Genomic DNA, 12,818 nt, shown 5'->3' with positions numbered 1-12,818 from the left:
AGGGAGCATTCCATATCCTGAGGTTATGGATCTCCGGCTGCTACGAGCGTTCGTGACGCTGGCACGCTGTGGGAGCTTCGGTTCCGCGGCCGCCGAGCTGGCGACCAGCCAGCCCGCCCTCACCAAGCAGATCCAGCAGCTCGAACGCAGGCTGGCGTCGACGCTCTTCGATCGCGGCCGCCACGGCGCTCGCCTGACAGCCGCCGGCGAGCTGCTCCTCCCTGACGCCTTGGACGTGCTGGCCCGGGTCGAAGGGTTCGAGCGGCGGGCCGCGCAGATCGCCCTGGGCGTCGAGGGCTCGCTGACCGTCGGCTTCGGCATGTCCGGGATCGAGCTGGCGCCACGGGCCGTCGCGTTGTTCCGCAGCCGCTACCCGCAGGTCCAGGTGACGCTCGGCGACCTGTCGTCCGCGGTCCAGTACGAGCGCCTACTGGCTGGCAGTCTCCAGGTCGGCCTGGTCCGGCTCCCCGCCCCACCCGGCCTCAAGCACCTCCGGCTGCAGAAGGACCGGTTGTCACTCGCAGTACCGGTCGGTCAAGCCGTTCCAGCCGGGCTAGCGGCCTGGCTCGATGGTCGCCCGCTCGTACGCCTCCTGCCCGAGCGTGGCCCGGGCCTGACCGCCCAGCTCACCGCTCTGTACGCCGAACTCGGCTGCCGCCCGCTGATCCTCCAGGAAGCCGCCGACCTACAGACCGTGCTCGCACTGGTCGCCGCAGGCGTCGGGCCGGCCGTAGTACCGGCTACTAGCGCGTCGATCGCCTCGGCTGCCGTGCGCTTCATCCCGTTCCCGGGCGAAGCGGCGACCTGGTGGACGGGTGCGGCCTGGAATCCGGCGTTCCCCTCGCCACTTGTCTCCCACTTCCTCACCGCCGCCAGCCAGGTCGCCGACCGAGCCTGACCTACTTGGCCTGGCGTTAGCGGCGGCGGCGGGGGAGGGCGGGGAGTTCTAGGGTGTCCAGCCAGGCTGTGAATAGGTCCTGTACTGCGTTTGGGTCTGGTGCGAAGGTGGCGGCCAGGGTGGTGAAGTCTTCGGTGGTTACTGAGCCGTGGCGGTGGGTTCGGGTCCAGCTGCGTAGTAGGTCGAAGAATGCATCGTCGCCTAGTTGTAGGCGTAGGACGTGCAAGGTGATTGCGCCGCGTTTGTAGAGGCGGTCGTCGAACATCAGGTCTGGGCCTGGGTCGGACAGCAGGAGGTCTTGGTCGAGGCCGCGTAGGCGGCTGTAGGCCTTGGAGACCTGTTGGGAGGCTGTCAGGCCGCCGGATTCTTCTGACCAGAGCCATTCGGCGTAGCAGGCGAAGCCTTCGTTCAGCCAGATGTCTTGCCAGCGGGAGGGGGTCAGGCTGTTGCCGAACCATTGGTGGGCGAGTTCGTGGGCAACCAGCCGCTCGGCGCCGCGGCGGCCGTCGACGTGGTTGCTGCCGAAGACGGAGATGCCCTGGGCCTCCAGCGGGATCTCCAGGGGGTCGTCCGTGACGACGACGGTGTAGCTGCCGAACGGGTACGGCCCGAAGAGTTTGGTGAACAGCCGCATCATGTCCTGCTGGCGCCCGAAATCGGAGCGGAAGTCGCGCATCTGCGCAGCGGGCAGCACGCCACGCATGGTCACCGGCGACGTGGCCAGCTCCAGTACGTCGTACCGGCCGATCTGTACGGTCGCCAGGTACGTCGCCATCGGTGCGGCCTGGTCGAAGACCCAACTGGTGCGGCTGGCCTTCGTCCGGCGCGAGACGAGTCGCCCGTTGGCGACCACGTGGTACGGCGAATCGGTGGTGATCGTGATCCGGTAGTGCGCCTTGTCGCTGGGGTGGTCGTTGCAGGGGAACCAGGTGGCCGCGCCGCTCGGCTGGCTCGCGACGATGACGCCCTCGGTCAGCTCCTCCCAGCCGAGCTCGCCCCACGGGCTGTCCATCGGAGCCGGGTTGCCGGAGTACTGGACGTCCACTACGAACTCGGCACCGTCGGCGATGGCCGGCGACGGCCAGACGTGCAGTTTGCCGTTGCGATGCGCGTACCGGCCCGCCCGGCGGCCGTTGACGAGTACCTTGGCCACGCGCAGGCCGACCAGGTCGAGGCTCACCCGGGACAGTGCCTGGGTCGCGACCGCCGTGACGGTGGCCTTGCCACTCAGCCGGTTGCTGCTGACCCGGTAGTCGATGTCCAGCTCGTACGAGTCGACCTTGTAACCGCCATTGCCGTGCGTCGGTACATAGGGGTCACCAGAGCTGTCCTCACCCGGCTGGCCCTTGTCACGGGCAACCATCAACCCTGCCAGGGCGCGATCGGGTTGCCGGCCCAGCGGGACCCGGCGGGAACACTCTCACCACGCATCACCAGCGACACCGGGCCGACTGTGGCCCCTTCGCCGAGGGAGGCGGCCGGCAGGATGATGCCGTGCGGCCCGAGGGTCGATCCAGGCCCGAAGGTGACGGTGCTCATGGACATCACCCTGTCATGGAACAGGTGCGTCTGAAGAACGCAGCCGCGATTCACCGAGACACCGTCGCCGAGCGTGATCAGATCGGCCTCGGGGAACCAGTACGTCTCGCACCAGACGCCCTTGCCGATCTTGGCGCCCAGGGTACGCAGCCAGAGCGCCAGTACCGGCGTACCGGCGGCCGCGTTCGCGAACCAGGGAGCGGCGACCATCTCGACGAAGGTGTCGACGACCTCGTTCCGCCAGACGAAACTCGACCACAGCGGGTACTCGACCGCGCGGGTCCTGCCGACGATGACCCACTTGGAGATGGTGGCCATCGTGCCGGCCACCGCACCCGCGACCAGGATCACCGCACCGGACAGCAGGAACGTCGGCCACGGCCCGAGCCACAGATCGAGTCCCTGGAGAGCGAAGAGCACACCGAGCGCGATCAGGACCGAGCACATCATCGGTACGAACCGGCAGAGTTCGACCGCGGCCCGGGCGAACTTCAGCCGCAACGGCGGGTTGAACGTACGGCTCTGGTCGCCGTCGACGGTCTGCCGGCGCAGCTTCACCGGCGGGCTGCCGAGCCACGACGTACCGGCCTTGGACTTCTTCGGCGCCGCCGACAGCACGGCGACAAGGCCGTTCTTCGGTACCGAGCGACCGGGCGCGGTCATCCCCGAGTTGCCGAGGAAGGCGCGCTTGCCGACCTTCGCGCCGGCCACGTGCAGCCAGCCGCCGCCGAGCTCGTACGACGCGATCATGGTGTCGTCGGCCAGGAACGCGCCCTCACCGACAGTGGTCATCTTCGGCAGCAGCAGTACGGTCGAGGCCTCTACATCGCGGCCGATCTTCGCCCCGAGCGCCCGCAGCCACCACGGGGTCAGCAGGCTCGCGTACAGCGGGAAGAGCAGCGTGCGGGCCGAGTCGAGCAGCCGCTCGGTCGCCCACACCTGCCAGCCGATCCGGCTCCGTACGGGGTAGTGACCGGCCTTGATGCCGATACCGAGCAACCTGACGATGATCAGCGTCAGCAAGGCGAGCGTGACGAAGCCGACCAGGGTCATCAGTGGGATGGCGTACAAGGCGTGAAGTGCGGCGTCTCCGAGCGACGTGGTGCCGGCGACGGCGTGGCGCAGTACGAGGATCGCAGTGATCGCCGCACCCAGCGGCAGGAGAGACATGAACGCGGAGGCGGCGCCGTAGGCGAGCACCCACCAGGGGGCGCGGGCTGGGCGCTCCTCTGGCCAGGGGTGCCGGGCCCGGCCGACCCGTGCAGCCGGGGAGCCGGACCAGCGCTCGCTGGGCGGGATCCTGCCGGAGACAGCGGAGCCGGCGGCGATCTCCGCGTTGCGGCCGACCTCTGCGCCGGGCAGGAGAGTACTGCGGGAGCCGACGACCGCCTCGGCGCCGACGGTGACAGTGCCGACGAGCAGCCGGTCGCCGTCGATCCAGTAGCCGGACAGGTCGACCTCTGGCTCGATGGAGGCGCCACGTCCCATCGTGAACATGCCGGTGACGGGCGGAAGCGTGTGGAGGTCGACACCCTTGCCGATCTTTGCGCCGAGAGCCCTTGCGTAGTAGGCGATCCAGGGCGCTCCGGCGAGGTTGGCGGCGCCTGCCGCGTCTGCCAGGTTCTCTGCTGCCCACAGACGGACGTGCACGTTGCCGCCGCGGGGGTAGACGCCGGGCTTGAGTCCTCTGAGTAGCAGTCGAGCGCCGACGACAGCGATGCTCATTCGACCAGCGGGCGTGATCAGGATCAGCCAGCCGGCCAGGATCCACCACCACGACACCGTGCGCATCCACGGGTGCGGGCCGTCGGTCAGCGCCAGCAGGTTGTTGAGGGTGAAGAGCCAGACCAGCCAGCGCACGCCGACCACTGTCTGCAGCAGTAGCGTCAGTGCGGTCTGGAGAAGCTGCGTAGCCGGCGGGGTCAGCCGCACCTCGCGGATCTCCACCGGGATTGTCGAGGTCTTGAAGTCGTCGAGCCGGTCGGCAAGAGCGCCTAGTCGCGGGTACTCGTAGATGTCTCCGACAGTGACCTCGGTGTAGCGCTCTCTTAGCTTCGAGACCAGCTGTGCTGCGGCGAGACTGCCACCGCCGTGCATGAAGAAGTCGTTGTCGGCGTCGGTGACCTTCGCTCCCAGTACCTGCGTCCAGCGCTCCGCCAGCCAGCCTGCCGTGCCATCTAGTGCTGCAGCAGGGCCGTCCGTGTCCATACCGGGCAGTGGCCAAGGCAGGGCGTTGCGGTCGACCTTGCCGGAGGTCCTGGTCGGCAGTGTGTCCGTGACGGCCAGCAGAGGAACCAGTGCAGCCGGGAGCGCTTCCCTGAGCCGCTCGGTTGCAGCTTTCTGGTCGAAAGCTTCCGCGTCGTCCGGTACGACGTACCCGACGAGTAGCTGATTGCCGGCCGCACTGACCCGTACTGCGGCTGCCGCGCCGCTGACGCCGGGCAGAGCCTGCAGTGCGGCGTCGACCTCGCCCAGCTCGATGCGTCGGCCACCGAGCTTGATCTGCTCGTCGGCGCGGCCCATGAACACCAGGCCCTCGGCCTCGTTTCGGACCAGGTCGCCGCTGCGGTAGGCGCGGTCCCAGCCGAGCGACGGCATCGGCGCGAACTTCTCCGCGTCCTTCGCCGGATCGAGGTACCGGGCGAGCCCGACGCCACCGATGATCAGCTCACCGGTCCCGCCCTCCGGTACTTCGTTTCCTTCGGAGTCGACGACGGCGAGGTCCCAGCCGTCGAGCGGCAGGCCGATTCGTACCGGGCCTTCGCCGGTCAGCTGCGCGCCACACGCGACGACGGTCGCCTCGGTCGGGCCGTACGTGTTCCAGACCTCGCGGCCGTCCACAGCCAGCCGCTCGGCCAGCTCGGGCGGGCAGGCCTCGCCACCGAAGATCAGCAGCCGCACGTTGTCGAGTGCATCGGACGGCCAGAGCGCGGCGAGCGTCGGCACGGTCGACACGATGGTGATGCCCTGCGCGACCAGCCACGGCCCGAGGTCCATGCCACTGCGAACCAGCGAACGGGGCGCGGGGACGAGGCACGCGCCGTACCGCCAGGCGAGCCACATCTCCTCGCAGGACGCGTCGAACGCGACGGAGAGGCCGGCCAGCACCCGGTCCTCGGGGCCGATCGGCTCCTGCTGCAAGAACATCCGCGCCTCGGCGTCGACGAACGCCGCCGCCGACCGGTGCGTGACGGCGACACCCTTGGGAACGCCGGTCGAGCCCGACGTGAAGATGATCCACGCGTCGTCATCGGGGGACGGGCCGTCGCCTTGGGAGCCCGGGCCCGGCCTCGGCCCTGAGCCCGGCCCCGCCGTGGCGGGCGTAGTACCGGGGGAATCCATCAGGGCGGAGTACGGGAAGTCGTAGTAGCCGTCGGCGGCGTCCGCGTCGTTGGCGTCCGGTAGTGGGGCAGGCCGGGTCGAGGCGATCTCGAGGTCGTCGGTGACGATCGCGGCGACCGCCGCCTCACCGAACACCAGCTCGGCGCGCTCCTCCGGGTCGTCGGCATCGACGGGCACGTAGGCGGCGCCCGCCTGCAGGCTGCCGAGGATCGCGATGTACAGATCGTTGTGCCCTGAGGAGATCCGCACGCCGACGCGGTCGCCGGGCCCGATGCCGAGGTCGGTCAACCGCCGCGCGAACTTGGTCACCTGGCCGAGCAGCTCGTGATAACTCAGACTGACATGGCCGTCGTCCAGAGCCGGTTCATCCGGAAAACTCACAGCCGCCGCCTGCAAGACATCGACCAAAGTCCGCTCGGGCGGAGCGCTGTCCCCCCGTCGCAAAGTCACGGCCGAAGGATACGCCGCCCAAGCGACCTGAACCCCAACTCCACGCCAACAGACGAACCCCCACGCACTCTCCTACGTCGCATGCTCGTTCGACCGCTCCCACCCACCCGGCGTGAAAGCTCCTCCGTCGCGCGCTTCGCGAAGCGTGGGCGCAAGCCAGGTTCGTGAATGCAGATCAGCGTCTCCACTCGGCTGACACCGGATCCCACGTTGTTACCGGTTGGCGTGCGAGCAGTGGATCGAGGCAGCGCCCGACTATGGTCAGGGCTGTCTTGAGGTCATGCATCCGAGGATCGAGCGGTGACTGTCGCGCCGTACCGCCGTAACCGGCCGCCCAGGTAGGTCCTGGTGAGGCCATTCGGCCGGGCAGCCTGAGCCCCGTCCGGCGGGCCGCCTCTTCATGAAGCGCGACCGTCGTCTCCGCACCATCCAGGCCGGTAGTGGTGATGATCAGGACGAGGTCGACCAGGTCGTGGTAGCGCGAGGAAACCTCGTTGGTCGTGCGGTAGGTGCTGTACATGGCGCAGACCTTGTCGGCGATCTGGTCTGGCAACGGATAGAGCGAGACCTGCGGCGGCTCGGGGTCACCGGGAAGGGTGATGATCGGTTCGAGTCGGACCAGATCGGGGCGAGCGATCGGCCTGAGCTTCATCGACAGGTCGACAGGAAAGGTGCCGAACAGGCGAGATCCGACGAAGCCGTCGACCTTGAGGTTGGCTCCGGGCTGGTGTTCGGTCTGGCCGGCGATCGGTTTGGGGTCGCCGATCTCGAACCGGACGTGGTCGCCATCGTTGCCGTTAGCAACCAAGCGGCGCAGCTCATCGGCTGCCTCATTGACATCGTCGGCGGCATGGCCGCGGTACAGCAGGTCGATGTCCTTGCTGAATCGTGCGGAGGGCAGGCGAATCAACAGGTTGGTACCGCCTTTGACCAGCCACGGTCGTCCCGGTTCGGCGAACAGCCGGGCGAGGAAGCGGTCGAACAGGAACTCGCGCCGCACCTCGTCGGGGGCTCGCCCAGACTTCTGAGCAACGTTCTTCAGCTGATCGCTGACCCCGGCCCGGAATGACTGCGCGGTGGGGTAAGGCTGCTTCACTGGTGATCCCCGGCTGTCGAGTGGGCCGTCTCAGCATGGGTCTTGGCCTCGATGTACATCATTCGACCGGCACCATCCCTGGCGATGAGGTCAACGGCTTGGCGAGTTGCCTTCGGAATGCCGGCCTCTTCGAGGAATCTCGCGACCAGACCTGTCCCGTCGCCGAGCTTGACGCTGTACCGGTGCGCGTACGGCCGAAGTACCTCGGCGATCAGGTCGGCATCGATGCCCTTCGCCGTGATCGCGTCCCGGACGACCCCGGCCAGATGGCCGCCGTCGGTGTTCACCGAGGCCAGGTCCGCGATCGTCTTGGTGATGGTGGTCGTCGGCAGACCGTTGACCGGCCGCCAGTCCCGGTCGGCAAGGGGGCCACGATGAAATCGGATATCGGTCCGGCGCGAGGTGCGACGCCGGTCGACCGTGAACTCATGCCGGTCCGCCTCCAGGTCCCCGAGCTCATGGACACGGGCAGCCGAGCGGAAGGAGACGACCGCATCGGGATGGCGGAGCCGATCGTTCGCTGTCAGCTTCGGCGCGAGGCCCAGCCAGGCTCCACGGAGTTCGTCGAGCTCATCGCCCGGGGCGCCGGCCAAGCGGTAGATCCCATGAGCAAGCCGCTCCAGTGCTCCGGCGCGATAGAAGTGGGCAAGCACCTGGTTGGACACCCCATGCTCAGCCGCCTGCGCGGCGGTCAGAAGCCCCCATTGCTCAGCAGCAAGCTCCGCGACCGCAATCTGATGAACCACAGCACACCTCTCGACCGATGCAGCAATACTAGCATCAGGCTTTAGTTTTGCTGCATCCGCCAACGCTTTCGCGGTCCGCGCGCCAAATTACGGCTTCGATGTGGAGCACCGGCAACGCGGTCGTGCTCGGGGCTAGGCGGGCCACGGCGCCCACGTGACGAAGGAGTGCGTGATGGGTGGGGGGAGGGGCGTGGGGGAGTTTCCTGCGCGGCTATTTCACTTGGTCTTTGGAGGCGGCGTAGGTGTTGCAGGCTTTGGTTTCGCCGATGTTGAGGCCGTTGACTATCCAGAAGCCTTGGCTGGTGGCGAGGCCGTGGGTTCTTTCGGATTCGGGGGTGTTGGGGGTTTCGCCGAAGCTGTTGCTGGCCTGGAACTCGAATTCTTTCAGGCGGGAGGTGAAGGGGTAGGACTTCTCTATCGCGCGGCTGAAGACGCCGGCGAAGCAGGAGGCCTGGAGTTCGTTGCGGCGGGAGCTGTCCAGCTTCTGGTCCGGGTGTTCCTGCAGGTAGGCGGAGCGCGCGTAGAAGAGGTCGGACACGCTCTGCACGTGGTGGCCGTACTCGTGCGCGATCGTCATCAGGTACGCCAGGTCCTGCTTCGGGCCGAACGCCTTGTTCATCTGCTTCACGTCGGTGTACATCACGTGGTTGCCGAAGCAGTAGAACGCCAGCACCCGCCCGGACAGCGGCGCGAAGTCGCCGCACGGCGAGTGGATGGGCTGATCGAAGACGACCAGCCCGGGGTCGGGCTCCGTCTTGCCGATCTTCTCGAAGGCCGGGCGCCAGGCGTCGTTCAAACACTTGAAGAGCTTCTCGTAGTAGACCTTCTGCGACGCGAGGCTGCCGTCGCCGAGGTTCTCGGCCGGGCAGTTCAGCTCACCCAGACCACCGGCCTGGTAGATCGGAGCGTTCAGCAGGTAGTCCTCGGCAGACCCCTTGGGTGCGTTGCGAGTAGGAGTCGGTACTACCGCAGGCCCGCCCTTCACCTGCGGGTCAGCGCCCTCCGCAGTAGATGAGTTGCCACCGGCCAGCATCACGCCGACGACACTCAACGCGATCCCTAGGAACGCGACGGTGAAGAACCCGAGCAGTACCAGCCGGATCGCGCCACCCCGCCGCCGTGGTGGCTGGAAGCCGTTGAACTGGGTCGGCCCACCAGGACCGTAGTACTGCTGCTGCCCCCACTGCCCCTGGTACTGCGGCTGCTGACCCCCGTACTGCGGCGGCACCTGCTGCCCGTACTGAGCCGGCGGCCACTGGCCCTGTTGAGGCGGCGGCAGCACGCCAGGAGGCGGTGCCACGCGGTCCTGGGGGCGGCCGTCGTACCCGTACGGGTTGCTCACGTGTAGTCGGCCTTTCAGCTCGATGTGGGGTTCGCTGGACGAACCGCCACGAGACTACTCTCGACCCATGTCACTGAAGAGCCGCCTGTTGCCGGCCGCCCTGCTCGTGTCTGCGACGGTCCCCTTGGTTGCCCTCGGCACGTTGCCTGCGCAGGCCGCGGACGACCAGATCACTGCGTACGCCGCCGAGGCGTCGCTGACCGGTGACGGGGTCCTCCGGGTCAAGGAGACGGTCGATCTGACCGCCGGCGGCGACACCTTCGCGCGGACCCTGACCACCCGGGTCCGGTCGGACGCGAACGAGGATCGCACCTACGAGATCCGCAATGTGTCGGCCACGGTGAACGGGCAGCCCGCGCAGAACTTCGAGGACAAGAGCATCGAGAACGGCCGCCGGCTCAGCCTCAAGGTGTCCGGCCCGGCCAAGATCGTCTACAGCTACGAGGTCGGCAACGTCGTCGCCGACTCGATCGAGGGTCGCGAGGTGAGCTGGCCGATCGTCCAGGGCTTCGGCGTCGGCATCCCGAAGGCCTCGGTGTCGGTGACTGTGCCGTTCGCGACCTGGGTGACCTGCATCGCCGGCCGGGTCGGCTCGAGCATGCCCTGTACCACCTCGCAGCTGGCCGAGTCGGCGGCGCTGGAGATCGAGCAGAACGGCGTACCGGCGGGTGGCCGGCTGACCTTCCTGACCGGGCTGAGCGACCAGGCGACGGTCAAACCCAACGCGGAGTTCAAGACCCGTTGGAGCCTGGGCAACGCGTTCACGGTCGACTCCTCGACGGTCGGGCTGAGCGTGCTGCTGCTCGGCCTCGGCGTCCTCGGTGCCGCGGCGCTGTGGTTCCTCCGCGGCCGGGACGCGGGCAAGGTCGGCCCGGGTGCGCCCGAGCGGCCGGTGCTGGACGGCGCCGACGGGCCGCAGTTCGCGGCGCCGGACGGGATCCGGCCGGGCCAGGTCGGCACCGTGGTGGACGAGGTCGCCGACGTCGTCGACATCACCGCGACGCTGCTGGACCTTGCCGTGCGCAACTACTTGACGATCGTGGAGCTGCCGCGCGAGACCCACTTCGGCCGGCTGGACTGGGAGTTGCGCCGGCTGAACGCGGGCGGCCCGGAGCTGCTGCTGTACGAGAAGGCCTTGCTGGACGCGGTGTTCGCCGACGGGGAGACCGTTCAGGTGTCCGCGCTCGGACACGGGCTGCGGTCGCGACTCAACCTGGTCCGCGAGCAGCTGTACGCCGACGTGGTCACGCAGGGCTGGTTCGCGAGCCGGCCCGACGCGGTGCGCAACCGCTGGACGACAGCTGGTCTAGTCCTGCTGGGTGCCGGCGTGGTGCTGACGATCGTGCTTGCGATCGTGACCAAGTTCGGGCTGGTCGGGTTCGCGGTCATGCTCGCCGGGTTGGTACTGACGCTGGCCGGGCAGATTGCTCCGGCTCGCACGGCCCGCGGTGCGGCAGTACTGGGTCGAGTCGCCGGCCTCCAGCGGTACCTGACCGACGAGACGTCGGCGGATCTGCCCCAGAGTCACCGGCTCGAGTTCGCGTCCCGCTGCCTGCCGTACGCCGCCGTACTGGGGCTGACGGAGAAGTGGGCGCTGGAGATCGCGGCCACGGATGACGACGACGACCCGGACGCGGGCATCGGCTGGTACTCAGGTCCGGAGAACTGGCACCTGTCCGACATCGGCGAGTCGCTGTCGAACTTCATCACCGCCTTCGGTGGCCACCTGTCGTCGGCCCGCCGGTTGTTCTGAGCTGCCACAGCCAAAGGCCCGGAAACCCTTGTACTACAGGGGTTCCCGGGCCTTTTCTCGTACTCAGTTGGTGCGGAGCCGCGAGGCGACGAAGGTGTTGCACACGTTCGGGCTCTTGGTGTTGAAGCCGGCCAGCGACCAGCGGCTGTGGTTCGCCCGGTTGCCGTGGTCGTGGACCCGCGGACGGGAGAACTCGTCGCCGGTGTTGGCGACCAGCTGGGTCCAGGTGGTGAGCAACGGGCCGCGGAGCGGGATGTACGGGCCTGCTGCGCCGAGGTAGGCCGAGCCGAAGCAGGATGCCTGGAGCTCGCGGCGACGGCTCTCCGTCAGCTGATCGGCCGGGGTGGCGGCGTTGATCTGCCGGGAGAGCGAGGCGGCGTAGATGCCGGACAGCTTCTGCACGTGGTGCCCGTACTCGTGGGCGAGCGTGTTCATCATCCACACCCGGCCGGAGATCGGGTTGCGCGCGTAGTAGGCGGCTCCGAGCGCGTACGGCATGTAGATGGTCTCGTTGGTGCCGCAGTAGAAGGCGCGGTTGCCCTTCTCGGCGCCGCAGATGGTTTTCATCGGGCCGGTGAACACGACCAGCTTCGGCGCGCGGTACGGCAGGCTCGCCTTTTTCATCGCCAGCCACCAGGTGCGGTTCAGGCACGGCAGGATCAGGCCGTAGTACGCCTTGGTGCCGGTGATGGTGGTCGGGATCGCCTTCGGCTCCAGGCACTGCGTGGGGCTGAGGACGCCGACCGTGTAGAGCCTGCTGGTGGTGACGATCTCGTCGACGGACGGCGGCGCTCCCGGAGTGCTCGACTCCGACGGCGTGGCCGACGGGGTCTGCGAGGGCGTCTCCGAAGGCGCTGTGGTGGGTGTGTCGCTCGCGGCGGGGACCTTGTCGCCACCGGTGTTCCGCAGGGCGAGGGTGACGCCCGAGCCGACCACCAGCACGGCGAGCACGACGAGCACGATCAACAACCCCTTGGACACCTGCCGAGGCTTCCGCCGCCGGCCCGGACCAGGCGGCTGCGGAATCGGAATCGGCGGGTACTGCCAGGTCTGCGGCTGCGGCACTGGCTGCCCCAACCCCTGGAACTCACCCGCTGCAGGCGCAGGCCCGGTCTGCCAACCATCGCCGCTACCCATGGACCAGGAACCGGCTTCACCAGCTGGTACTCCCGCACCGCCCGCAGGTGGTGCCGATGAGGCGCCGGGCTGGCCACCGGGACGCTGTGCGCCGCGACCCGTCGGCGGCGGACCCGCGTGCCGCGCACGGCGACCCCCTGCGCCAGCTTGGCCGGCTCCGCCAGACCCGGTGGCCGGTTGGCCTGTCCCACCTTGGCCTGCGCCGGAGCGGGGGTCACTTGCTCGCTCTGGGGGTGGCTGGCTGGGCCTGTTCTGACCAGGGCCGGGGTTGCCGGCGGGAGGGCGGGGCTTGGTGCCTGGTTGGGAGTACGGGGGGAGGTTCCAGCTGAGGTTGGGTTGGCCGGGTGGGCCTACCAGTGGGGTTTGCTCGCCGGGAGGAGGAGGCTGCAGGTACTCCTTCTGCTTCTCGGCGGACTCGGTCCACCACAAGGGCGACTGGCCATCCCCGCGCGCAGACCCCTCAGCCGGCTCGGTGGGCTGCTCGCCCTCCGGCTCCGGCTCGTCGGGGTTCCGCC

8 protein-coding genes are annotated in these 12,818 nt (G+C 68.5%); 2 read left to right on the top strand and 6 right to left on the bottom strand.

Going from position 1 to position 12,818, the window contains the following annotated elements; translation table 11 throughout:
• Positions 1–25 precede the first annotated feature (25 nt).
• Positions 26–898 carry a LysR family transcriptional regulator gene (locus G3I17_RS09090; protein ID WP_164595483.1) on the top strand — a complete coding sequence of 291 codons (873 nt, stop codon included), beginning with the start codon at positions 26–28 and terminating at the stop codon, positions 896–898.
• Between the two features lie 16 nt (positions 899–914).
• On the opposite strand, the gene G3I17_RS09085 is transcribed toward G3I17_RS09090, so the two are convergent.
• From G3I17_RS09085 to G3I17_RS09065, 5 genes are all read right to left on the bottom strand, one after another.
• Positions 915–2,261 (bottom strand): M1 family metallopeptidase, encoded by a 1,347-nt coding sequence (locus tag G3I17_RS09085; protein WP_164595482.1) that lies wholly within the window; start codon positions 2,259–2,261, stop codon positions 915–917.
• A complete protein-coding gene (locus G3I17_RS09080) occupies positions 2,261–6,229 on the bottom strand; it encodes a Pls/PosA family non-ribosomal peptide synthetase (protein ID WP_164595481.1) in 3,969 nt (1,322 codons plus the stop codon). The genes G3I17_RS09085 and G3I17_RS09080 overlap by 1 nt, the downstream gene beginning before the upstream one ends.
• A 175-nt stretch (positions 6,230–6,404) precedes the next feature.
• Complete coding sequence (locus tag G3I17_RS09075) at positions 6,405–7,325, bottom strand: nucleotidyl transferase AbiEii/AbiGii toxin family protein (RefSeq protein ID WP_164595480.1); 921 nt, start codon at positions 7,323–7,325, stop codon at positions 6,405–6,407.
• Complete coding sequence (locus tag G3I17_RS09070) at positions 7,322–8,071, bottom strand: type IV toxin-antitoxin system AbiEi family antitoxin domain-containing protein (RefSeq protein WP_203589917.1); 750 nt, start codon at positions 8,069–8,071, stop codon at positions 7,322–7,324. The genes G3I17_RS09075 and G3I17_RS09070 overlap by 4 nt, the downstream gene beginning before the upstream one ends.
• Positions 8,072–8,282: 211 nt before the next feature.
• Positions 8,283–9,413, bottom strand: a complete 1,131-nt coding sequence (locus G3I17_RS09065; protein WP_164595479.1) for a neutral zinc metallopeptidase — start codon at positions 9,411–9,413, stop codon at positions 8,283–8,285.
• Between the two features lie 67 nt (positions 9,414–9,480).
• Between G3I17_RS09065 and G3I17_RS09060 the strand changes: the two genes are divergently transcribed.
• Positions 9,481–11,166 (top strand): DUF2207 domain-containing protein, encoded by a 1,686-nt coding sequence (locus G3I17_RS09060; RefSeq protein WP_164595478.1) that lies wholly within the window; start codon positions 9,481–9,483, stop codon positions 11,164–11,166.
• Positions 11,167–11,229: 63 nt separating this feature from the next.
• Here G3I17_RS09060 and G3I17_RS41565 read toward each other — a convergent pair whose 3' ends face one another.
• Positions 11,230–12,147 carry a neutral zinc metallopeptidase gene (locus tag G3I17_RS41565; RefSeq protein WP_164595477.1) on the bottom strand — a complete coding sequence of 306 codons (918 nt, stop codon included), beginning with the start codon at positions 12,145–12,147 and terminating at the stop codon, positions 11,230–11,232.
• Positions 12,148–12,818: the final 671 nt, after the last annotated feature.

This window comes from Streptomyces sp. SID13031, assembly GCF_010548305.1.
Lineage (GTDB): Bacteria > Actinomycetota > Actinomycetes > Propionibacteriales > Kribbellaceae > Kribbella.
This window is presented reverse-complemented; position numbering and strand designations above follow the sequence as displayed.